The sequence below is a fragment of the Nakamurella sp. genome (assembly GCF_048594475.1).
GTDB lineage: Bacteria > Actinomycetota > Actinomycetes > Mycobacteriales > Nakamurellaceae > Nakamurella.
This window is the reverse complement of record NZ_JBMDXT010000403.1, coordinates 1-21,603: the sequence shown is the minus strand read 5'-3', so window position 1 is coordinate 21,603 and position 21,603 is coordinate 1. Positions and strand designations below refer to the sequence as shown.

Here is a 21,603-nt window from a genome sequence, read left to right as displayed (position 1 = left end):
CCCGTTCCCGGCGTACCCCGGCAACGGGCTGCCCTCAGCTCCACCGCCCCGCTACGACAGGGTCAGCGGTGGTGGCCTCTCACCTCCACTCGAACAAGCAGCGCCTCGTGGCGCACCGCCGGCGTTGATGATCCGCGCGGGTGAGGGGGGCAGGGTGGCGGCGGGGCGGGGTGGCGGGGCGGCCGGGCGGGTGAGGGCGGCGCGGCCGGGCGGCGGGGAGGCAGGGGGCCGCGGCGCGGGATCGGGGAGGGCGCGGGTCAGGAGCGGCGGTTGGTCCAGGTGAGCAGCCGGTCCAGCGGCCAGGTGTTGACGATGCGGTCGACGGGCACGCCGCACTCCTGCGCGCGGGCGCACCCGTAGGGCTGCCAGTCCAGTTGGCCGGGGGCGTGGGCGTCGGTGTCGATGCTGAAGAGGCAACCGGCCGCGACGGCCTGCCGGAGCAGGGCGCGGGGCGGGTCGAGCCGCTCGGGGCGGCTGTTGATCTCCACCGCCACCTCGTGCTCGGCGCACGCGGCGAACACGGCCTCGGCGTCGAACCGGCTGGGCGGCCGGGTCCCACGGCCTCCGGTGACCAGGCGGCCGGTGCAGTGTCCGAGGACGTCGGTGTGCGGGTCGGCGATCGCCCGGAGCATCCGCCGCGTCATCGGCCCGGGTTCCGACCTCAGTTTGGAGTGCACCGACGCGACCACGACGTCGACCGCCCCCAGCATCTCGTCGGTCTGGTCGAGGGTGCCGTCCTCGTTGATGTCGCACTCGATCCCCGACAGCAGCCGGAAGGTGCCGAGGTGCTCGTTGAGCGTCGCGATGATGCCCAGCTGGCGGCGCAACCGGGCGACCGAGAGCCCGTTGGCGACCGTCAGCCGGGGGGAGTGGTCGGTCAGGGCCTGGTACTCGTGACCCAGCTCCATCGCGGTGACAGCCATCTCCTGGATGGGGCTGCCGCCGTCGCTCCAGTCGCTGTGCGAGTGCAGATCGCCCCGAAGCCGGGCCCGGATGGCGTCGCCGCCGGTCGTCAGCGGCGCCACGCGCGCCTCCAGGTCGGCCAGGTAGTCCGGAACCTGCCCGGCCAGCGCCTGGGCGATGACCGCGGAGGTCGTCTTGCCGATGCCCGGCAGCTCGGTCAGGGTGCGGTCCGCGCTCCGCCGGTCCAACTCGTCCGGCCCGAGCCCGGCCAGCGTGAGTGCGGCGTTGCGGAAGGCCCGGACCCGGTAGGTGGGGGCCCGTTCCCGCTCCAGCAGGAAGCCGATCCGGCGCAACGCGGCGATCGGGTCCATGGACCGCAGAGTAGGCCACGACGCCCGGTGCCCGGGTTCCGAACGACGGCGGGCATGTCCGTCCACCGGCCGAGGCGGGCCGGCCGTCCAGCGGGGCTCGACGGGTGGCTCGAGTGTCGCCGGCACCGGTCGGCGCCGACCGAACGCGCTCCCGGTCCGCCGCTCCGGGCTTCGGCCACGCCGACGACCCGGGCGGATCGGGACACCCGGTCAGCTGGTCACCTCCGCCGCGGCCCGGTTCCCGATGGGGGGACGGCCCCCGGCCGGCCGGGGGCCGGACCGTGGCCCGGCCTGTGGGACCATCGGAACCCGGTGGGCGCCTTCGCGTTCACCGGGGTGTCGGTGGACGAGGAGGTCCCGGTGGCGGAGCAGGGTCGGATCGCGATCGTCACCGGGGGCGGCAGCGGGATCGGGCGGGCCGCCGCCCTGGCGCTGGCCGGCGACGGGTGGACGGTGCGGCTGGTCGGCCGCCGGCGGCAGGCGCTGGAGTCGGTGGTGGCCGACGGTGCCGGGCTGCCCGGCCGGCTGGTGGCGCGACCCGCCGACGTCACCGACGAGGCCGCCGTCGCCGGGGTGTTCGACGGCGCGGTCCGCGAGTTCGGCCGGGTCGACCTGCTGTTCAACAACGCCGGCATGTTCGCGCCGTCCCGCGACATCGACGAGATTCCGCTGGCGGAATGGAACGCGGTGGTCGCGGTCAACCTGACGGGAGCGTTCCTGTGCGCCCGCGAGGCCTTCCGGGTGATGCGGGCGCAGGAGCCGCAGGGCGGCCGGATCATCAACAACGGGTCCATCTCGGCGCAGACCCCCCGCGTCCGGGCGGTGGCCTACACGGCCACCAAGCACGCCATCACCGGGCTGACCAAGTCGCTGTCCCTGGACGGCCGGCCCTACGGGATCGCCTGCGGTCAGATCGATGTCGGCAACGCCGCGACGGAACTGACCGCGCGCTGGCAGTCGGGAACCCCGCAGCCGAACGGGGCGTTGATGGTGGAACCGACCATGGACGTGCGCGACGTCGGCCGGTCGGTGGCCTTCATGGCGTCGCTGCCCCTGGACGCGAACGTGCAGACGATCACGGTGATGGCCACGGCCATGCCGTTCATCGGCCGGGGGTAGCCCGGCCGGGGCGTCCGAACGTCCTCCGCCTCAGCCGCGGTCGGCGCGCCCGTCGGCCGGCGGGCTGATCGCCGCGGCCGCGGCGGCCATCGCGTCCGGCACCAGGGAGTAGTAGGCCCACTTCCCCCGCTGCTCGCGGGCCAGCAGCCCGGCGTCGGTCAGCACCTTCAGATGATGCGACACGGTCGGCTGGCTCAGCCCGACCGGTTCGATCAGGTCGCAGACGCAGGTCGCTCCGGCCGCCGCGTTCGCGGCGATCATCGAGATCAGCCGCAGCCGATTCGGTTCGGCCAGGGCCTTGAGCACGGTCGCCAAGCGCTCGGCCGATGCCTGGTCCAGCACCCCACCGGCGCCCGGGGGACAGCACGACGCGAGGTCGGTCAGCGGGAGCGTCGTCCGGATCGGGATGGCCACACCCGTCATCCTGCCAGTCGTATTGACGTCTGTCGATACGACTGGCAGCATGGGCAACGCATCGATGAGCATCGATGTGAAACGGCAGGCGAGGAGGACGGGCGATGGCGGACGAGGGATTGCGGGATCAGGTCCGGGAGCGGTACGCGCGGGCGGCCCGGACGGTCGCCCGGTCGGGCGACGGGACCGGGGCCGGGACGGAGGTCCGGGCTGACTGCTGCGGCGGCGGCGGAGCGACCGTGCTGGACGACCAGGACGCGCCGTTCGGGGCCGGGCTCTACGAACCGGGGGAGACCTCCGAACTGCCCGCGGAGGCCGTGCTGGCCAGTCTCGGCTGCGGCAACCCGCTGGCGGTGGCCGAGTTGAAGGCCGGCGAGCGGGTGCTCGACCTCGGCTCCGGTGGGGGCATCGACGTGCTGCTGTCCGCCCGGCGGGTCGGTCCCGCGGGCTTCGCCTACGGGCTGGACATGACGGACGAGATGCTCGACCTGGCCCGGGCCAATGCGGCCCGTGCGGGGGCGACGAACGTCGAGTTCGTCAAGGGGCACATCGAGGACATCCCGCTGCCCGATGCCGCGGTCGATGTGGTGATCTCCAACTGCGTGATCAATCTGTCGGTGGACAAACCCGCGGTGCTCGCCGAGATGTTCCGGGTGCTCGCCCCGGGCGGGCGGATCGGGATCTCCGACGTGGTGGCGCAGGATGAGCTGTCGGCGGCGGACCGGGCCGAGCGCGGCTCCTACGTTGGCTGCATCGCCGGTGCGCTGTCCCGCTCCGAATACCTCGACGGCCTGGCCTCGGCGGGGTTCGTCGATGCCGACGTCGCCTTCACGCACGAGGCGGCGCCGGGCATGCACGCGGCGATCATCCGGGCCCGCCGCCCGGGGGCGGAGCGATGAGCGCGGTCGGGCGGCTGCGGGCCGCCTGGCGCGATCGCCCCGCCGTGCGGTTCTGCGACGCGTGCGCCGCCGTGCAGGTGTGCGACACCGCCTGCCGGGCGGCCGCGGCCCGGGACCGGGCCGTCGCCCTCGGCCACGGACTCACCGGCCCGCGCTGACCCTCGTGCTGACCCGGCCCGGCCGGGGCCCGGTGCGCCCGGCCGGCCGAGGTCCCGAGCTCAGCCGGATTTGCGGGCCAGCGCGTCCAGACCGGTGACGCGGCGGACGATGTCGTCGTAAGCGGCGTCGAACGCCGCGTCGGTCCCGAGGCGGACGGGGTCCGGGATCGACCAGTGCAACCGGGGCAGGGTGGCATCGAGTTCCTCGTGGGCGTTGTCGCAGACCGCGATCACCAGGTCCGCGGGGGACAGGACCCGCTCGACCGGGGCCGGACGGGCCCGCCCGAGTCGCAGTCCGTGCCGCCGGGCGGCCGCGACGGCGCCCGGATGCACGTGCGCGGCCGGGTGGGTGCCGGCGCAGCCGGCCGGCACCGGACTGACCCGGGTCCACGCCGCCGCTGCGAGTTGCGACCGGGCGGAGTTGTGGGTGCAGACGAACACGACCCGCCGCCCCCGGACGGGATCGGTCCCGGTGGGCGTCAGCACGTCCCGGACCAGTGGTTCCTCCCAGTGCAGCCGGACATAGCTGCGGCGACGATCGCCCTCCGACGGTGACCGGCGGATGACGCCGGCCCGCTCCAGCACCCGCAGGTGGTGGGCGAGCAGGTTCGTTGCCAGCCCCAGCTCGCGGGCCAGCTCGCCGGGGGCCGCGTCGCCGGGGATCAACCGGTCGACGATCGCCAGCCGGGCCGGCTCGCCGAGCGCGGAGTGCACCCGGGCCCGGCGCAGCACGCTCTCGTCCACCCCTGACCTCCATGGTTATTGAGTCAAGTATCGTTGAGGCAATCGGCCGCGTCCAGCCTGCGGCCGCCGATCCCGGCGGAGGCCATCCGATGCCCGACCAGCCCAGTGTCCTGTTCGTCTGCGTGCACAACGCCGGTCGCTCGCAGATGGCCGCCGGGTTCCTGACGGCGCTGTCCGGCGGCCGGGTCGAGGTGCGGTCGGCCGGCTCGGTGCCCGCCGACCGGATCAACCCGGTCGCCCGGGACGCCATGGCCGAGGTCGGCATCGACATCTCCGACCAGCAGCCGAAGATCCTGACCACCGACGCGGTCCGCGCCTCCGATGTGGTGATCACGATGGGCTGCGGGGACACCTGCCCGGTCTTCCCGGGCAAGCGCTACGAGGACTGGAAGCTCGACGATCCGGCCGGCCAGGGCATCGAGGCCGTCCGGCCCATCCGCGACGAGATCCGGGTCCGGGTCACCAGCCTGCTCGCCGAGCTGCTGCCGGTCTGATCGCTGCCCCACCGGGCCGGCGACGGGGCCCGGTGCCCCGGCCCGGTGACCGCGATCAGGCGACCGCGAACTGCAGGCCGCGCCCGCGCCGGGCCTGGCCGGGCGAGGTCCGCACCGGGTCGGCAGCCGGGTGCCGGACGGATCGCCGACCCGGCGTGAGCCACGGAGCGGATCGGGGGCCGGTGGGTGCGGCCCTCGTCACTGACACGATCGTGTGATGACCCTCACCGCATGACGGGCGCACGCTGCCGCGATACTGATACGGCCGCGTCACCGTCGCCGCGGCTTCCACCCACTGCAGCCCCTGCATCGACCTGGACCCGGGAGGCGTGATGTTGCGACCGATGCTGCTCGGCAAGATCCACCGGGCCACCGTGACCGAGGCGAATCTGGACTACGTCGGGTCGATCACGATCGACTCCGACCTGCTCGATGCCGCCGACCTGCTCCCCGGCCAGCAGGTCGACGTGGTGGACGTGACGAACGGGGCGCGGCTGAGCACCTACGTGATCGCCGGCGACCGGGGCAGCGGGAAGGTTGGCATCAACGGCGCCGCCGCCCACCTGGTGCACCCCGGCGACATCGTGATCATCATCGCTTACGGGCTGCTGACGGACGCCGAGGCGCGGTCCCGGGAGCCGCGGGTGGTCTTCGTGGACGCGGCCAATTCGATCGTGCAACTGGGTGCCGACCCCGGCGATGTGCCCCTAGGCTTCGGGCTCATCCCGACCGGTATCGGCCGTTCCTGAGCGCAGCGCCTGCTCGACCCGCTCCCGGGCGCCGTCGAGGAACCGCGTGCAGATCGCGGCCAACTGCTCCCCCCTTTCCCACAGGGTGAGTGAGTCGTCCAGTGACAGGCCGCCGGATTCCAGCCGGGCGACGACGGTGGCCAGCTCGTCCCGGGCGTGCTCGTAGCTGGCCGCGGGGTCGGCCGCGTCCGGCGGTTCGCCGGCCCGCCCGTTCTTGCTGAGGTCGATCCCGGAGGGCGGGGTCATCGCTCGTCCTTTCGTTCGGGGCCGGTGCGTTCGGGGGCGGTGCGTTCGGGGCCGGAACTGACGCCCAGCACCGCGCCGTCGGCGACCCGGATCCGCAGCGGAGCTCCGGCCGGGGCGTCGGCGACGGTGCGCAGGACGTGGCCGCCGCTCTGGACGACCGCGTACCCCCGGGCCAACGTCGCGGCCGGACCGAGGACGCGCAGCTGGGCCGTGCGGTGGGCGACGTCGCGTTCGATCCGCTCCAGCGTCATGGTGATCGTCACCCGCGCCCGCTCGCGCAGCGCCGCCACCTCCGCCGCCCGGCGGTCGAGGGGCGTCAGCGGGTCGACCAGGACGGCGGCCGAGGTGAGCCGGCGCAGCCGGGCCTCCTCGGTGGTCACCCAACCGGTGAGCGCGCGCCGGGCCCGCGCCTGCAACTGCTCGACCTGCCGGCGCTCGGCCGCCGCGTCGGGGACGACCCGTTTGCCGGCGTCGGTGGGCGTGGAGCACCGGACGTCGGCGACGTCGTCGACGATGGGGTGGTCGGGCTCGTGGCCGATCGCCGAGATCACCGGGGTGCGGCAGCGGGAGACGGCCCGGCACAGGGCCTCGTCGGAGAACGGCAGCAGGTCCTCCATGCTGCCGCCGCCGCGGGCCAGCACGATGACGTCGACCTCCGGGTCGGCGTCGAGCCGGGCCAGCGCCTCCATGATCTGCGGGACCGCCGACACGCCTTGGACGGCCGGGTTCTCCACCCGGAACCGCACCGCCGGCCAGCGGGCCCGGGCGTTGGCCAGCACGTCGGACTCGGCGGCGCTGGCCCGGCCGGTGATCAACCCGACGACGTGGGGCAGGAACGGCACCGGCCGCTTGCGTTCGGCGGCGGTCAGGCCCTCGGCAGCCAGCAGCCGGCGCAGCCGTTCCAGCCGGGCCAGCAGCTCGCCGATGCCGACCGGGTGTACCTGATCCACCCGGAAGGTCAGGCTGCCGCGGGCCGGGTAGAACTCGAACCGCCCGTGGACGACGATCCGGGACCCCTCGCCGGGCGGCGGCTCCATCGCGGTCAGCAGCGACCGCGGGCAGGCCATCTGCACCGACATCGGCACGGACGGATCCCGCAGCGTGACGAACGACGTCGGGGACCCGGCGCGGAGGTTGACCTGGGCGATCTGGCCTTCGATCCAGGCGGCGGGGGACCGGGCGATGTACTCGGTCATCCGCTGGGCCAGGGTCCGCACCGGCCACGGATTCTCCCGTGTGGTGTCGCCCGCCTTGGCCGGGAAGGGCGGGCGGGATGAGTCCGGGGGCCGGGCGGGTTCGGGCGAGCGGGTCACGAGTCCTGGGCGCCCAGGGTGACTAACCGGTTGGACAGCAGGGTCAGGAACGGCGCGCGGTTGTCGCCGGACTGCTCGTAGTCCAGCAACGCGGTGACGTCGGCGGCCGACAGGTCGCGCAGGTGACCACGGACCTGGGACAGGGTCATGGCGTCGTAGCCGGGCAGGACGGCCGGGCCGGCGGTCTGCTCCTCGACCGAACCGTCCGTCTCCGTCGCCGGGCCGGCCGGGCCGCCGTTTGCGGTGGGCGACGGCGCGGCGTGGGTCGCCAGGTCCACCACTGCGTCGGACACCTCGGCGGCGGCCTGGATCGCGGTGGTGTCCGGATCGGGCAGCGACGACGCCTCGGGCGCCGTGCGCCCTTCGGCCGGCGGCCGCGCCGGCGCGACCGGCGTGGCGGTCGTGGAGCTCCGCCCCGCCGGGGCCGCGGTGGGCTTGCCCGCGGGCGCGCTCGTCCGCGGGCGCGGCGCCGGTGGCTCGTCCTCGTCGAACGTCGCCCAGCCGGGCTTCTCCTGCGGGCTGCCGCCGATCAGGCCGCCGAGCAGCTCGTCGCCCCGGGTGGCCAGGCTGGTGAACTCCTGCTGCACCTTCATGGACAGGCGCATGGCGTTGCCCACGAGGGCCACCGGGATGGCCGGCAGCTCCTCGGGCAGTGACCGCACCAACTGGATACCGGTCGCGACGATGCCGGCAGCGACCCGGACGGGAAAGGGCAGCGTGATGGCCATGCTGACCAGCCTGCCGTATCGCCCGGCGGGCGCGCACCCCGGTCGGCGGGGGATCCATCTCTCGGGTCGCACCTACGATTGGGTCATGACTGCTGCGACCGCCCCGCCCGCCAAGCGTGTCCTGCTGGCCAGCCCCCGTGGCTACTGCGCCGGCGTGGATCGCGCCGTCGTGACGGTCGAGAAGGCCCTCGAGCAGTACGGCGCCCCGGTCTACGTGCGGAAACAGATCGTGCACAACAAGCGTGTGGTCGCCAACCTGCAGGCGCGCGGCGCGATCTTCGTCGAGGAGACCGACGAGGTGCCCGAAGGTGCGCTGGTGGTGTTCTCGGCGCACGGCGTCTCACCGGCCGTCCACGAGCAGGCCGCCCAGCGGCAGCTCCGGGTGATCGACGCCACGTGCCCCCTGGTGACCAAGGTGCACAAGGAGGCCCGCCGGTTCGCGTCCGAGGACTACGACATCTTGCTGATCGGGCACCGCGGGCACGAGGAGGTCGAGGGCACCCAGGGCGAGGCCCCGGAGTCGATCCAGCTGGTCAACGACGCCTCCGACGTCGATTCGGTCACCGTCCGCGACCCGGAGAAGGTGATCTGGCTGTCCCAGACCACCCTGTCCGTCGACGAGACGCTGGGCACGGTCGACCTGCTGCGCAAGCGGTTCCCGCTGATGACCTCGCCGCCCAGCGACGACATCTGCTACGCGACGCAGAACCGCCAGGAGGTCGTCAAGCAGATCGCCCCGGACTGCGACCTGGTGATCGTCGTGGGGTCGAAGAACTCCTCCAACTCCGTCCGGCTGGTCGAGGTGGCCAAGGGCGCGGGGGCCGACGCCGCCTACCTGGTGGACGACGCCGGTGAGATCGACGAGGCCTGGCTGGACGGGGTGACCACGGTCGGGGTGACCAGTGGGGCGTCGGTTCCCGACGACCTGGTCGCCGGCGTGCTGGCGCACCTGCAGGACCGCGACTTTCCCGAGGCCGAGGAGTTCACCGCGGCCACGGAGACGCTGACCTTCTCGCTGCCCAAGGAGCTGCGGCGGCCGGCGCCGGGCGGCGGTCGCGCCTGAGCCGCGGGCCCGGGCGGCCCGGGTCAGCCGTGCGCGGGCCGGGTGCCGCGTCCGGCCTTGGGCCGCAACGGCTGGGCCACGATGCGGATCAGGCCGATCAGCACCGCCGCAGCCGTGCCCATCGCCATGGTCGGGAAGGTCGCGATCAGCCGCAGGGCGGTGCTGTACAGGCCGCCGGTGTTGGTGAACAGCATGCCGCCGACGATCAGGCCCACGACCAGCACCAACGGCGGCTGGACCATGGCGGTGAAGATGGACTTGCGCCGGACCAGCAGCGCCGCACCGAGCACGCCCACGTAGAAGCCGATCCGCAGACCCCACGACAGCACCCCGACGGTCAGCCCGTCGATGGCCGCGCCGGCCAGGGTGCAGCCGAGCGCCAGGACGATGACCGCCCAGGACGGCCAGCCCCGGACCGAGGACACCACCGAGGCGTCGGCGAGGCGCGGCCGAGCCGCGGCGTTCGTGGTCATTGGTCAAAGGTAGCGTCCCGGGCGCGTGACGGGCGGTCGGACAAACGCGTGACATACACCGATTCGGCCGCTTCCCGGCGCAGCGCCGCGTCAACGGTCGCGTCCGCGGCCGCGGCCATCGGGTCATCGGGGTCGGCCTGCCGGGGGACCAGAGGGGCGGTCTCCACCTGGTTCGGGGTGGTCAGCGGCTCCCCGCTGACACCCAGGTCGGCCATCCGGCGGGCCGAGACCAGGACCCGCGTCTCGAGCGACCGCACCGTGTTGTTGTAGGACTTGACCGCCCGGTCAAGGCCGGCGCCCACGGACGACAGATGCCCGGACAGGGTGCTCAGCCGGCGGTGCAGCTCCCGGCCCAGCTCGTACACCTCGGCGGCGGTGGCCGACAGCCGTTCCTGGCGCCAGACGTGGGCGACGGTGCGCAGCAGCGCGATCAGGGTCCCCGGGGTGGCCAGCACGACGTTGCGGCCGAACGCGTAGTCGCTCAGCCCCGGGTCCGCGGACAGCGCCGCGTCAAGCAGCGGGTCGCCGGGCACGAACAGCACCACGAACTCCGGCGCCGGCTGGAAATGCCGCCAATAGGCCTTCGCGGCCAACGCGTCCACGTGGCCGCGCAGGGCCCGGGCATGCGCGGCGAGCAGCGCCGCGCGGCGCCGGTCGTCCGGGCAGCCCGCCGCCTCCAGATAGGAGGCGAACGGCACCTTCGCGTCGACCGGGACCTGACGCCCGCCGGACAGCCGGATGATCATGTCGGGTCGCACGCCGGCTGCATCCGGGTCGGTGGACCGGCCGCCGATCTGCACGTCGAAGTCGCAGTGTTCGACCATCCCGGCCAGCTCGACCACCCGCCGCAGCTGTGTCTCGCCCCACCGGCCGCGGATCTGCGGGGCGCTGAGCGCACCGGCCAGCGCCCGGGTGTGCCGGTTCAGCTCGGCCGACGTCAGGTGCAGGGCGGACACCTGCTCGCGCAGGCCCGCGTAGGCCGCCGCCCGGTCCCGCTCCACCTCGTGCAGGTGCTCCTCGACCCGCTGCATCGCATCGGCCGCCGGAGCCAGCAGAGCGTCGAGCCCGGCTCCGGTGGCCGTCCGGTCGCGGGGATGGGCCCGGCCCAGCAGGACGCCGACGACGAGCCCGACGACGAGGCCCACGATCAGCAGGAGTCCGCCGAGCAGCAGCGCCGAGGTGTCCATGGCGCCGATGATGCCGGGCCGGTCCGACAGTGCCGGGTCACCGCGCCCGGCAACGGCCGGTCGGGTCCGGTGGGACGGAGGTTTCGCCCCGTGCGGGTCGATGCCCCGGCCGCGTCGCGGCCGGATGCGTTAGGCTCCCCGGCCATGGTGACCCGGGGTCTGCGGCTGGTGTGCCGCCGCGAGGTCGACCTGCTGCGCGTGACCAGCGCCGCCTGTTCCTGACCCCCGCCGCGTCCACCCCGCCGCCCCCGCGTCCAACTCGCCGGGTTCGGCATCGCCGGTGGTACGCCCTCTCGCCTCACCCCGTTGTCCGTGTGCACCGCCGCGCACCCGTACCCGCTCGTCGAGACCGGAGTGAACTCCCCATGGCTCTGCCCGACTTCCTCATCATCGGCTCACCCAAATGCGGGTCGACCGCGCTGCACGACGCCCTCATCCCGCACCCCGAGCTGTTCCTGTCCACGCCGAAGGAGCCCAAGTTCTTCCTGACCGATGGCCGGCGGCCCGATCGGGCGCACCAGCGGGGGCCGGGCGACGCCCACAGCGCGCAGGAATGGGTCTGGGACCGGTCCGCCTACGAGCGGCTGTTCGACCCGGCGCCGGCCGGCACGCTGCGCGGCGAGTCGACCCCCTTCTACCTCTGGGACACCGCCGCCCACCGGCGGATCCACGCCCTGATCCCGGACGTCAAGATGATCGCGGTCGTCCGTGACCCGGTGGACCGGGCCTACTCCAACTGGGTCCACCTGTGGTGTGACGGCCTCGAACCGGAGGCCGACTTCCTGGCCGCCTGCCGCCAGGAGCCGGAGCGGATCGCGGCGGGCTGGGCGCCGTTCTGGCGGTACCTGGAGACCGGCCTGTACGGGCGCCAGCTCGAGCACCTGTACGGGGTGTTCCCCCGGGAGCAGGTCTTCGTGCTGCGGTACCGGCAGCTCATCGACAACACCGCCGAGGTGCTGGACCGCATCTGCGCGTTCCTGGGCGTGGCGACCGGGGTGGTCACCACGATTCCCGGCGCCAACGTCAAGGACTGGGTGCCGGACACCCCGGTCAACCGGGTGCTGCGGTACGGCGTCCGGGCCGGGGCCGCGGCCGGGGCGCTGGTGCCGCCGCAGATCTGGCGGCAGGGGGAGAAGGTCGCGCTGGGAGTGCTGCAGCGCGGGCATCACCGGCGTCCCGCCCTCTCGGTGGAGCAGCGGGCGGAGTTGCTGCCCTCCTTCCGGGACGACAACGCGCTGCTGTCCGAATTGACCGGGGTCGATCACTCCGACTGGCAGAACCCCAAGGGCCGGGGCGCCTTCACCGACCGGACCTGAACGGAACCGGCCCGCCGGCGAGGCTGGCGGGCCGGTTCAGGTCCGTCCGAGGCCGATCAGCGACCCGCAGGCCGGATCAGCGCGGCGTGCCGGGGATCCAGTTGAACTCGTCGGGGTTCGGCCCGGTGCGCTCGTCCCGGTTCAGGGCCGAGATCAGGGCCATGTCGTCGTCGGCCAACTCGAAGCCGAAGATGTCGAAGTTCTCGGCCATCCGGGCCGGCTGGAGCGACTTCGGGAACACGATGCTGCCGAGCTGGATGTGCCAGCGCAGCACCACCTGGGCCGGGGTGCGCCCGATCCGGCCGGCGATCTCCACGATCACCGGGTCGTCCAGCACCAGGCCCTGGGCGATCGGCGACCAGGCCTCGGTGGCGATCTCGTGCTCGGCGTCGAAGGCCAGCAGGTCGGTCTGGGTCAGGTACGGGTGGACCTCGATCTGGTTCACCGCCGGGCGGACGGTGAATTCCTCGTGCAGCCGCCGCAGGTGATGCGGCTGGAAGTTCGAGACCCCGATCGCGCGCAGCTTGCCGTCGGCGTACCCCTTCTCCAGCGCCCGCCACGCGTCGTCGAAGCCGATCGCCGGCAGCGGCCAGTGGATCAGGAACAGGTCGATCTGCTCGCGCTGCAGGTCGGCCAGGCTGGCGTCGATGGCCCGCAGGGCATCGTCGTAGGCGTGAAAGCCGTTGTTGAGCTTGGTGGTGACGAAGACCTCGGCCGGGTCGATGTCGTAGGCCTTGATGGCGTCGCCGACCTGCTGCTCGTTGCCGTACATCTCGGCGGTGTCGATGTGCCGGTAGCCGGCGTCGAGCGCGGCGGTCACCGCCTGCACGGTGTCCTGCGGCTTGATCTGGAAGACGCCGAAGCCCAACTGGGGAATCTGCACGCCGTTGTTCAATGCGATGGTGGGGACGGTCATCCCGATGGTCACCTCTCGTTCGACTGCGCTGAAAACAGTCCCGACCGTACGCCCGCCGCCGCTGCGGACGGCACGAACACCGTCCGCAGATCGTTTGCCCCGTCGGCCCGCTGCGCCTCGAAGTAGACCTGCAGGCCGCCCGGCACCCGGGCGATCGAGACATACCGCAGGGTGTGCCCGTCACGATCGATCGGCCCGGCCACCGGGGCCAGGTCGTCGGGTGCCGGACCGGCCGCGAAGCCGGTCCGTTCGAACCAGTTCTCCGCGGCGCTGGCCCGGCCGTCGTAGCTGGCCAGCCACCGGCCGTCGGCCTGCCAGGCGCTGGTCACCCGGACGCCGCGGGCGTCCCACGACTGCGCGGTCGGGCCGAGGGCGACCCGACCCGGGGTCCAGGTCAGCCCGTCGGTGCTGGTCAGGTACACCGTGCGCATCCGGTCGGCCTCGTCGTCGCCGCGGTCGAGCAGATGCTCGCAGGCCCACATGCGCCACTGGTCGCCGTCGCGCGTGACCACCACGTCCTTCCAGGCGGAGGTGCCGTCCCCGGGCAGGACGACGGTCCGGGTGCCGGTGGCCAGCTCGGCGATGTCCCCGCCGGGGGCGGTGTCGACCGCCTCCACCCACCAGTGCTTCGAGCCGAATGTGGAACAGCTCACATAGATGCGCCACCCACCGTCGGGCCGGCGGATCAGTGCGGGCCGCTCCAGCGAGGCGCAGTCGAAGGTCTCCGCGGACAGGGTCGCGACCGGCTCGAAGTGGATGCCGTCGGTCGATCGGGCCACCACGTTGGCGTACCCGCGGCCCTGGTCGACCGGCCGGCGCAGCCGATAGGCCAGGTAGAACAGCCCGTCCTCGTGCACGACGCTGGGTCCGCCGGCCCAGAAGCCCACCCCCGTCCCCGGTGGCTCGACGACCACGGTGGCGGGCTCGTCGGACAGCGCGGCGCCCAGCAGGGCCAGAGAGGTCACGGCGGGGAGCATACGATCGACCGGCGGGCCGCCCCCGTTCGGGCGCTGGGTCCTGGCCCCGTGTGCCGGTATGCTTCGGCGCATGTCTGATCAGGGAGTGTTTCTGGTGTGCTGCCGCGAGGTCGACCTCGTGCGCGTCGCCAGCGCTGCCTGTTGCCTCGCCGCCTGACACCCCGCCGCCGCACCCTGCGCCGGGCTGTCGTGTCCGGCGCGCCCGCTGATCAGCGGATCCATCGCGGCCGAACGACGGCGCCCGGCTATCCCGCCAAGGACTCAGATGCCCACCGCACAGCCCGCCGCCGACACCTCCGGCGGTCACGCCCCGCAGCCGGTCGACGCCGCCGCGCAGTCTCCGGCGTCGCGCCCGGCCCGCCGTCCGGCCCCCGCACGGGACGGTGCTCCGGCGCCCGCGGCGGCCGCCGCGAAGGGGGCCCGGGCCCATCGCCGTCCGGGTGGTCAGGGCCAGTGGGCGCTCGGGTACCGGGAGCCGCTGAATCCGAACGAGCGGATGAAGAAGGACGACGACGGCCTGCACGTGCGCGCCCGGATCGAGAACCGCTACCGGCACACCGGCTTCGACGACATCGATCCGGGCGACCTGCGCGGCCGGTTCCGCTGGTGGGGCCTGTACACCCAGCGGGCGCCGGGCATCGACGGCGGCCGGACCGCAGTCCTCGAGCCCGAGGAGCTCGAGGACAAATACTTCATGATGCGGGTGCGCATCGACGGCGGGCAGCTGTCGGTGGCCGCCCTGCGGACCGTCGGTGAGGTGTCGCAGAAGTACGCGCGGGACACCGCCGACCTGACGGACCGGCAGAACGTCCAACTGCACTGGGTGCGCGTCGAGGACGTGCCCGACATCTGGTCGGCCATCGAGGGCGTCGGGCTGACCACGGCCGAGGCCTGCGGGGACGTGCCCCGGGTCATCCTCGGCTCGCCGCTGGCCGGTGTCGCCGCGGACGAGCTGATCGACGGCACCCCCGCCGTCCACGAGATCCTGCGCCGCTACATCGGCAGCGAGGAGTTCTCCAACCTGCCGCGCAAGTTCAAGACCGCGATCTCCGGCTCGCCGCGGCAGGACGTGGCCCACGAGATCCACGACGTCGCGTTCGTCGGCGTGGTGCACCCCGAGCACGGCCCCGGCTTCGACCTGTGGGTCGGCGGTGGCCTGTCCACCAACCCGATGCTCGGCCAGCGGCTGGGCGCCTGGGTGCCGCTGGACGAGATCCCGGACGGGTGGGCCGGCGTGGTGTCGATCTTCCGCGACTACGGCTACCGCCGGCTGCGCAACCGCGCCCGGCTGAAGTTCCTGGTCGCCGACTGGGGGACGGAGAAGTTCCGCGAGGTTCTCGAGACCGAGTACCTCAAGCGGCCGCTGATCGACGGGCCGGCACCGGCGGACTACGACGGCCCGCGCGACCACGTCGGGGTCCACCCGCAGAAGGACGGCCGGTTCTACGTCGGGGTGAACCCGACCGTCGGGCGGGTCAGCGGCACGCTGCTGGTCCAGCTGGCGGACCTGGTCCAGGCGCACGGGTCCGACCGGATCCGGATGACGACCGACCAGGGCCTGGTCATCCTCGACGTCGAGCCCGACCGGGTCGACTCGCTGGTGAAGGGGCTCGCCGGCCTCGGATTGTCGGTGACGCCGTCGACCTTCCGCCGGAACATGATGGCCTGCACCGGCCTGGAGTTCTGCAAGCTGGCGATCGTCGACACCAAGGCCCGCGGCATCGCGCTGGTCGACGAGCTGGAGAACCGGCTCGGCGCCCTGGCCGCGACGCTGCCGGCGATCACCATCAACATCAACGGTTGCCCCAACGCCTGCGCGCGCACCCAGATCGCCGACATCGGGCTCAAGGGCATGATCGTCACCAACGACGCCGGCGAGCAGGTCGAGGGCTTCCAGGTGCACCTGGGCGGCGGTCTGGGCCTGGACGCCGGCTTCGGCCGGAAGGTCCGCGGCCACAAGATCACCGGCGACGAGCTGCCCGACTTCGTCGAGCGGATCGTCACCTCGTTCGAGGCGCAGCGCGCCGAGGGCGAGCGGTTCGCCCAGTGGGTCGCGCGCGCCGACGAGGACGCGCTGCGATGAGCCGGCGACGAGACGACCGCGGGCGGACGCGATGAGTGAGAACCGGGCCCCGGCCCAATACTGCCCGTACTGCGGCGAGACCAACCTGTGGCCCAGCGAGGCCGGCCACGGGGCCTGGAGCTGCCGGGACTGCCTGCGGGTGTTCGCGGTGAAGTTCGTCGGGCTGGCCGGGCGCTCGGCGGCCCCGTCCGCGACGGCGCAGGTGGCTCCGTGACGACGGCGTCCGCCCTGCGCTCGCCGGCCGAACTCGAGGCGATCGCCGCGACCGCTGCGGTCGAGCTGGCCGACGCGTCCGCCGTGGAGATCCTGCGCTGGGCCGGCGCGACGTTCGGCCCGGCGTTCGCCATCGCCGGGTCGATGCAGGACAACGTGCTGGTCCATCTGGCCTCGACGGTGGTCCCGGGCGTTGACGTGCTCTTCCTGGACACCGGGTACCACTTCATCGAGACCATCGGCACCGCCGACGCGGTCGAGGCGGTCTACCCGGTCACCCTGCGCCGGCTGCTGCCGCTGCAGACGGTCGCCGAGCAGGACGCCGAGCACGGCAAGGACCTGTTCGCGCGCGACCCGGATCTGTGTTGCGCCCTGCGCAAGGTGGCGCCGCTCAACCGCGCGCTCCGCGGTTACGAGGCGTGGGCCACCGGCATGCGCCGGGCCGAATCGGCCACCCGGGCCGACACTCCGGCCGTCCAGTTCGACGCCAAGCGCGGAAAGGTCCGTATCGCCCCCCTGGCCGCGTGGTCCGACGACGATGTCGCCCACTACATCGAGAAGAACAACGTGCTGGTCAACCCCCTGCTGTCCGACGAGTACCCGTCCATCGGGTGCGAGCCGTGCACCCGGAAGGTGTTGCCGGGCCAGGACGCTCGGGCCGGCCGGTGGGCCGGGCTGACCAAGACCGAATGTGGGATCAATACATGACGACGACCCAGACCGCGGCGCCGCCGGCGGAGTCCGCCGCCGGGCACCGCGACCGGCCGGGCGCCACGCTGTGGCTGACCGGCCTGCCCAGCGCGGGAAAGACCACGCTGGCCAAGGCCCTGATCCAGGTGCTCGCCGCGCGCGGCATCGACACCGAGCTGCTCGACGGCGACGAGGTGCGCACGCACCTGTCGGCCGGGCTCGGGTTCAGCAAGGCCGACCGCGACACCCAGGTCACCCGGATCGGTTTCGTGGCCGAACTGCTGGCCCGGCACGGCGTGCTCGTGCTGGTCCCGGTCATCGCGCCGTACGCCGATGCCCGGGACCGGGTGCGCGCCCACCACGCCGACCGGGGGACCGCGCTGCTGCAGGTGCACCTGTCCACCCCGGTCGAGGTCTGCGCCGACCGCGACGTCAAGGGCTTGTACGCCAAGGCGTTCCGCGGCGAGATCAGCTTGATGACCGGCGTCGACGACCCGTACGAGGTCCCCGCCGACCCGGACCTTCGCATCGACACCGCGGCCGTCGACCAGGAGTCGTCGGTGGCCCTGCTGCTGGACCTGCTGACCTCCCGGGGACTGATATGACCGCCACCGACGAGACGTTCGCCACCCGCCGGGTCGACAGCCCGCATCTGCGGGCGCTGGAGTCCGAGTCCATCCACATCCTGCGTGAGGTGGCCGGCCAGTTCGACAAGCCGGTCATCCTGTTCTCGGCGGGCAAGGACTCGGTGCTGGTGCTGCACCTGGCCCGCAAGGCGTTCCATCCCGCGCCGCTGCCGTTCTCGCTGCTGCACGTGGACACCGGGCACAACTTCCCCGAGGTGATCGCCTACCGGGACCGGGTGGTGGCGGCCGGCGGGCTGCGGCTGGCCGTGGCCAGGGTGCAGGACTGGATCGACGACGGCCGGCTCGCCGAGCGGCCCGACGGCACCCGCAACCCGCTGCAGACCGTGCCGCTGGTCGACACCATCGCCGCGGAGAAGTACGACGCGGTGATCGGCGGCGCCCGCCGCGACGAGGAGCGGGCCCGGGCCAAGGAGCGGATCTTCTCGCTCCGCGACGCGTTCGGCGGCTGGGACCCGCGCAAGCAGCGGCCCGAGCTGTGGGGCCTGTACAACGGCCGGCACGCCCCGGGCGAGCACGTCCGGGTGTTCCCGCTGTCCAACTGGACCGAGCTGGACGTGTGGAACTACATCGAGGCCGAGAACATCGACCTGCCCGAGATCTACTACGCGCACCGGCGGGACGTCTTCGCCCGCAACGGCATGTGGCTCACCCCCGGCGAGTGGGGCGGCCCGGCCAAGGGTGAGGAGCTGGAGAACCGGTGGGTCCGCTACCGGACCGTCGGCGACATGTCCTGCACCGGCGCGGTGGATTCGCAGGCCACCGACGTGCGCGCGGTGATCGAGGAGATCATCGCCACCCGGATCACCGAACGCGGGGCCACCCGCGCCGACGACAAACTGTCCGAGGCCGCCATGGAGGACCGCAAGCGTGAGGGGTATTTCTAAATGACGACCTCCCTGAACGGTGCCGAAGCCGGCACCGAGACCGGCCTCGACACCGGCACCGATGTCGAGGCGCAGGCCCACGAACTGGCCGAGGAGCTGTCGCACTCGCGCGGCCTGCTCCGGTTCGCCACCGCCGGGTCCGTCGACGACGGCAAGTCCACGCTCGTCGGCCGGCTGCTGCACGACTCCAAGTCGGTCCTGTCCGACCAGCTGGACGCCGTGCAGCGCACGTCGGCGGCCCGCGGGCTGGAGACCGTCGACCTGTCGCTGCTGGTGGACGGGCTGCGGGCGGAGCGTGAGCAGGGCATCACCATCGACGTCGCGTACCGCTACTTCGCCACCGGCGTGCGGACGTTCATCCTGGCGGACACCCCCGGGCACGTGCAGTACACCCGCAACACCGTCACCGGGGCCTCCACCGCCGACCTGGTGGTGATCCTGGTCGACGCCCGGACCGGCGTCGTCGCGCAGACCCGCCGGCACGCGGCGGTGGCCGCCCTGCTCGGCGTGCCGCACCTGCTGCTGGCGGTGAACAAGATCGACCTGGTGGACTACGACCAGGCCGTCTTCGACGCGATCGCCGCCGAATTCTCCGCGTACGCCAAGGGCCTGGGCATCCATGAGATCACCGCGATCCCGATCTCGGCGCTGAACGGCGACAACGTGGTCACCCGGTCCGGGCGGATCGGTTGGTACGACGGCCCCAGCGTGCTCGAGCACCTGGAAACGGTGGACCTGGAGAACGTCTCGGCCACCGAGGATCTGCGGTTCCCGGTCCAGTACGTGATCCGGCCCCGCTCGGACGAGCTGCCCGACTACCGCGGTTACGCGGGCCGGGTCGCGTCCGGCACCGTGCGTCCGGGCGACGCGGTCGTGGTGCTGCCCTCCGGCCGCCGGACGACCGTCACGGGGATCGACACCGCCGACGGCCCGCGCGATCTCGCGGTCGCCGGGGATTCGGTCACCCTGCTGCTGGCCGACGACGTCGACCTCTCCCGCGGCGACCTGATCGCGGCGGGCGCGACGCCGGAACCGGTCACCACGTTCACCGCCACGGTCACCCAGCTCGCCGAGAAGCCGCTGAAGCCGGGCGCCCGGGCGCTCCTGCGATACGGGACCACGCTGACCCGGGCGCTGGTGACGTCGCTGGACCACCTGCTGGACATCGACACGCTGACCTACGGTCCGGCGCCGGAGAGCCTGACGCTCAACGACATCGCGCAGATCACCGTCCGCACGGCCGACCCGGTGCCGGTCGAGGCCTACCGGCCCGGCGGTGCAGTCGGCTCGCTGCTGATCATCGACCCGGCCGACGGGACCTCGCTGGCCGCCGGCATGGTCGGCGACCGTCTCGCCGCGCTGCACCCGCAGACCACCACCCCCGCAAGCACCGCCGACGTCGAGGAGGACTGGCTGTCATGAGCCGCCACGAAGCACTGTCTCTCGAGCGATGTCCGCGCCCGGCCTGTACCGGCCGCGCGTACCCGCTCTCGCCCAGCAACGCCCACACTCCCGGTCCGTGACCGGACCTCGAGCTTGAAGGATTCACCCGTGTCCATCCGCCGTACCCCCGCCCGCCTCAAATCCGCCGCGTTGCTCGGGACCGCCGTCGCGGCCGTGCTCGCGCTCGCCGCCTGCGGCTCCTCGTCCTCCTCGTCCGGCACCACCAGTGCCGCTGCCTCCGGTTCGGCGGCCTCCGGATCGGCCGCGCCCGCCGGCACCGCCGCGGACACCCTGCGCCTGGGCTACTTCCCGAACGTCACCCACGCCGCCGCCGTGCTCGGCGTGAAGAACGGCACGTTCCAGGAGGCCCTGGGCGACACCAAGCTCGAGACCACCACGTTCAACGCCGGTCCGGCCGCCACCGAGGCGCTGCTGTCCGGCGCCATCGACGCCACCTTCATCGGCCCGAACCCGGCCATCAACTCGTTCGCCAAGTCCAACGGCGAGGCCATCCGGATCGTCGCCGGGGCCACCGACAACGGCGCGAGCTTCGTGGTGGCCAAGGACATCAACGGGCCGGCCGATCTGGCCGGGAAGACCCTGGCCACGCCGCAGCTGGGTGGTACCCAGGACGTCGCGCTGCGGAAGTGGCTGCTGGACAACGGACTCAAGACCCAGACGACCGGCGGCAGCGACGTCGACATCGTCAACCAGGAGAACTCGCAGACCCTGGACCTGTTCAAGTCCGGCGAGATCGCCGGCGCCTGGCTGCCCGAGCCGTGGGCGTCGCGGCTGGTCAACGAGGCCGACGGCAAGGTCCTGGTCGACGAGAAGACCCTGTGGCCGGACGAGAAGTTCCAGACGACGATCCTGATCGTCGCCACGCCGTTCCTGGAGCAGCATCCGGAGACGGTGAAGGCCCTCATCGGCGGGGAGATCAAGGAGATCAAGGCGATCGAGGCCGATCCGGCCAAGGCGCAGACCGATCTGAACGCGGCGCTGGGCGAGCTGACCGGCAAGCCGCTGGCCGACGCCACGATCACCTCGGCGTTCGCCAACATCGAGCCGACCTGGGACCCGCTGGCCGGCACGCTGGACACGATCGCCGAGAACGGTCTGGCGGCCGGCACGCTCACCAGCAAGCCCGATCTGAACGGGATCTACGACCTTCGTCAGCTCAACGCAGTGCTCACCGAACTCGGTGAGAAGCCGGTCAGCGCGGCCGGTCTCGGCCAGGAGTAAGGGGAGTCGGATGACACTCGTCGACGAGTCGGAAGTCGCCTTCCACGAGGACGACCCTCGGGTCGTGCCGTTGCTCGAAGAAAGGTCCCCGGGCAGCGATGCGGCCGTCCGCATCGATCACGTCACCAAGGTCTTCCGCAGCCGGCGCGGCTCGGTCAAGGCCCTGGACGACGTCAGCCTGTCCGTGGCTCCCGGCGAGTTCGTCTGCCTGCTCGGTGCCTCCGGTTGCGGCAAGTCCACGCTGCTGAACCTGATCAGCCACCTGGACACGCCGACCACGGGCACCGTCACCAGCGCCGGGCGGCCGGCGCTGATGTTCCAGGAGTCGGCG

Annotated in this window: 25 protein-coding genes; 15 read left to right on the top strand and 10 right to left on the bottom strand. The window is 72.9% G+C overall.

The genetic code is table 11. From position 1 onward, the window contains the following. Nucleotides 1-257: 257 nt before the first annotated feature. A complete protein-coding gene (locus ACOJUF_RS18205) occupies nucleotides 258-1,274 on the bottom strand; it encodes a PHP domain-containing protein (RefSeq protein WP_420123232.1) in 1,017 nt (338 codons plus the stop codon). 360 nt (nucleotides 1,275-1,634) lie between these two features. Between ACOJUF_RS18205 and ACOJUF_RS18200 the strand changes: the two genes are divergently transcribed. Further along, a complete protein-coding gene (locus ACOJUF_RS18200) occupies nucleotides 1,635-2,393 on the top strand; it encodes an SDR family oxidoreductase (protein WP_420123234.1) in 759 nt (252 codons plus the stop codon). A 30-nt stretch (nucleotides 2,394-2,423) separates the two neighbouring features. Here the strand turns inward: ACOJUF_RS18200 and ACOJUF_RS18195 are convergent, their stop codons facing one another. Further along, the gene (locus ACOJUF_RS18195) at nucleotides 2,424-2,816 is read right to left on the bottom strand and encodes an ArsR/SmtB family transcription factor (protein ID WP_420123231.1); all 393 of its coding nucleotides are present in this window, start codon (nucleotides 2,814-2,816) and stop codon (nucleotides 2,424-2,426) included. A 95-nt stretch (nucleotides 2,817-2,911) separates the two neighbouring features. Here ACOJUF_RS18195 and arsM point away from each other — a divergent pair, with 95 nt between their 5' ends. Continuing rightward, a complete protein-coding gene (arsM, locus tag ACOJUF_RS18190) occupies nucleotides 2,912-3,706 on the top strand; it encodes an arsenite methyltransferase (protein ID WP_420123230.1) in 795 nt (264 codons plus the stop codon). After that, nucleotides 3,703-3,864, top strand: a complete 162-nt coding sequence (locus ACOJUF_RS18185; protein ID WP_420123229.1) for a hypothetical protein — start codon at nucleotides 3,703-3,705, stop codon at nucleotides 3,862-3,864. Before arsM ends, ACOJUF_RS18185 begins: the two co-directional genes overlap by 4 nt. 60 nt (nucleotides 3,865-3,924) lie before the next feature. Here the strand turns inward: ACOJUF_RS18185 and ACOJUF_RS18180 are convergent, their stop codons facing one another. Then, the gene (locus ACOJUF_RS18180; RefSeq protein ID WP_420123228.1) at nucleotides 3,925-4,608 is read right to left on the bottom strand and encodes a helix-turn-helix domain-containing protein; all 684 of its coding nucleotides are present in this window, start codon (nucleotides 4,606-4,608) and stop codon (nucleotides 3,925-3,927) included. Nucleotides 4,609-4,697: 89 nt separating this feature from the next. On the opposite strand from ACOJUF_RS18180, the gene ACOJUF_RS18175 reads away from it, so the two are divergent. Further along, on the top strand, nucleotides 4,698-5,102 hold the full coding sequence (locus tag ACOJUF_RS18175) for an arsenate reductase ArsC (protein ID WP_420123227.1): 405 nt from the start codon (nucleotides 4,698-4,700) through the stop codon (nucleotides 5,100-5,102). Between the two features lie 332 nt (nucleotides 5,103-5,434). Further along, nucleotides 5,435-5,851 carry an aspartate 1-decarboxylase gene (gene panD / locus ACOJUF_RS18170; protein ID WP_420123226.1) on the top strand — a complete coding sequence of 139 codons (417 nt, stop codon included), beginning with the start codon at nucleotides 5,435-5,437 and terminating at the stop codon, nucleotides 5,849-5,851. On the opposite strand, the gene ACOJUF_RS18165 is transcribed toward panD, so the two are convergent. The 3 genes from ACOJUF_RS18165 to ACOJUF_RS18155 form a co-directional block, all read right to left on the bottom strand. Continuing rightward, nucleotides 5,810-6,097 carry an exodeoxyribonuclease VII small subunit gene (locus tag ACOJUF_RS18165; RefSeq protein WP_420123225.1) on the bottom strand — a complete coding sequence of 96 codons (288 nt, stop codon included), beginning with the start codon at nucleotides 6,095-6,097 and terminating at the stop codon, nucleotides 5,810-5,812. The genes panD and ACOJUF_RS18165 overlap by 42 nt on opposite strands. Beyond that, nucleotides 6,094-7,314 (bottom strand): exodeoxyribonuclease VII large subunit, encoded by a 1,221-nt coding sequence (gene xseA / locus ACOJUF_RS18160; protein ID WP_420123224.1) that lies wholly within the window; start codon nucleotides 7,312-7,314, stop codon nucleotides 6,094-6,096. The genes ACOJUF_RS18165 and xseA overlap by 4 nt, the downstream gene beginning before the upstream one ends. A 92-nt stretch (nucleotides 7,315-7,406) precedes the next feature. After that, the gene (locus ACOJUF_RS18155; RefSeq protein WP_420123223.1) at nucleotides 7,407-8,138 is read right to left on the bottom strand and encodes a lipid droplet-associated protein; all 732 of its coding nucleotides are present in this window, start codon (nucleotides 8,136-8,138) and stop codon (nucleotides 7,407-7,409) included. An 85-nt stretch (nucleotides 8,139-8,223) separates the two neighbouring features. Between ACOJUF_RS18155 and ACOJUF_RS18150 the strand changes: the two genes are divergently transcribed. Beyond that, on the top strand, nucleotides 8,224-9,201 hold the full coding sequence (locus ACOJUF_RS18150) for a 4-hydroxy-3-methylbut-2-enyl diphosphate reductase (RefSeq protein WP_420123222.1): 978 nt from the start codon (nucleotides 8,224-8,226) through the stop codon (nucleotides 9,199-9,201). Between the two features lie 23 nt (nucleotides 9,202-9,224). Here the strand turns inward: ACOJUF_RS18150 and ACOJUF_RS18145 are convergent, their stop codons facing one another. After that, nucleotides 9,225-9,674: a DUF6542 domain-containing protein gene (locus ACOJUF_RS18145; protein ID WP_420123221.1), complete on the bottom strand. Its 450-nt coding sequence runs from the start codon at nucleotides 9,672-9,674 to the stop codon at nucleotides 9,225-9,227. Continuing rightward, the gene (locus ACOJUF_RS18140; protein WP_420123220.1) at nucleotides 9,671-10,861 is read right to left on the bottom strand and encodes a DNA recombination protein RmuC; all 1,191 of its coding nucleotides are present in this window, start codon (nucleotides 10,859-10,861) and stop codon (nucleotides 9,671-9,673) included. Before ACOJUF_RS18140 ends, ACOJUF_RS18145 begins: the two co-directional genes overlap by 4 nt. Before the next feature lie 365 nt (nucleotides 10,862-11,226). Between ACOJUF_RS18140 and ACOJUF_RS18135 the strand changes: the two genes are divergently transcribed. Beyond that, a complete protein-coding gene (locus ACOJUF_RS18135) occupies nucleotides 11,227-12,177 on the top strand; it encodes a sulfotransferase (protein ID WP_420123219.1) in 951 nt (316 codons plus the stop codon). A gap of 76 nt (nucleotides 12,178-12,253) precedes the next feature. On the opposite strand, the gene ACOJUF_RS18130 is transcribed toward ACOJUF_RS18135, so the two are convergent. Together ACOJUF_RS18130 and ACOJUF_RS18125 are read right to left on the bottom strand one after the other, a co-directional pair. Beyond that, nucleotides 12,254-13,093 carry an aldo/keto reductase gene (locus ACOJUF_RS18130; RefSeq protein ID WP_420123218.1) on the bottom strand — a complete coding sequence of 280 codons (840 nt, stop codon included), beginning with the start codon at nucleotides 13,091-13,093 and terminating at the stop codon, nucleotides 12,254-12,256. 8 nt (nucleotides 13,094-13,101) lie between these two features. After that, nucleotides 13,102-14,058 carry a hypothetical protein gene (locus ACOJUF_RS18125; protein ID WP_420123217.1) on the bottom strand — a complete coding sequence of 319 codons (957 nt, stop codon included), beginning with the start codon at nucleotides 14,056-14,058 and terminating at the stop codon, nucleotides 13,102-13,104. Between the two features lie 277 nt (nucleotides 14,059-14,335). Between ACOJUF_RS18125 and ACOJUF_RS18120 the strand changes: the two genes are divergently transcribed. From ACOJUF_RS18120 to ACOJUF_RS18085, 8 genes are all read left to right on the top strand, one after another. Next, nucleotides 14,336-16,153, top strand: a complete 1,818-nt coding sequence (locus ACOJUF_RS18120; protein WP_420123216.1) for a nitrite/sulfite reductase — start codon at nucleotides 14,336-14,338, stop codon at nucleotides 16,151-16,153. A 31-nt stretch (nucleotides 16,154-16,184) separates the two neighbouring features. Then, nucleotides 16,185-16,367, top strand: a complete 183-nt coding sequence (locus tag ACOJUF_RS18115; protein WP_420123215.1) for a hypothetical protein — start codon at nucleotides 16,185-16,187, stop codon at nucleotides 16,365-16,367. After that, nucleotides 16,364-17,074: a phosphoadenylyl-sulfate reductase gene (locus tag ACOJUF_RS18110; RefSeq protein ID WP_420123214.1), complete on the top strand. Its 711-nt coding sequence runs from the start codon at nucleotides 16,364-16,366 to the stop codon at nucleotides 17,072-17,074. The genes ACOJUF_RS18115 and ACOJUF_RS18110 overlap by 4 nt, the downstream gene beginning before the upstream one ends. Further along, nucleotides 17,071-17,661 carry an adenylyl-sulfate kinase gene (gene cysC / locus ACOJUF_RS18105; protein ID WP_420123213.1) on the top strand — a complete coding sequence of 197 codons (591 nt, stop codon included), beginning with the start codon at nucleotides 17,071-17,073 and terminating at the stop codon, nucleotides 17,659-17,661. The genes ACOJUF_RS18110 and cysC overlap by 4 nt, the downstream gene beginning before the upstream one ends. Beyond that, on the top strand, nucleotides 17,658-18,587 hold the full coding sequence (gene cysD / locus ACOJUF_RS18100) for a sulfate adenylyltransferase subunit CysD (protein ID WP_420123212.1): 930 nt from the start codon (nucleotides 17,658-17,660) through the stop codon (nucleotides 18,585-18,587). Before cysC ends, cysD begins: the two co-directional genes overlap by 4 nt. Before the next feature lie 96 nt (nucleotides 18,588-18,683). Next, nucleotides 18,684-20,009: a sulfate adenylyltransferase subunit 1 gene (locus tag ACOJUF_RS18095; RefSeq protein ID WP_420123233.1), complete on the top strand. Its 1,326-nt coding sequence runs from the start codon at nucleotides 18,684-18,686 to the stop codon at nucleotides 20,007-20,009. Nucleotides 20,010-20,138: 129 nt separating this feature from the next. Further along, entirely contained in the window at nucleotides 20,139-21,272 is a 1,134-nt protein-coding gene (locus ACOJUF_RS18090; protein WP_420123211.1) for an ABC transporter substrate-binding protein, read from the top strand. A 10-nt stretch (nucleotides 21,273-21,282) separates the two neighbouring features. Further along, nucleotides 21,283-21,603: ATP-binding cassette domain-containing protein (locus ACOJUF_RS18085; RefSeq protein WP_420123210.1), on the top strand; the 321-nt coding region annotated here is incomplete at its 3' end.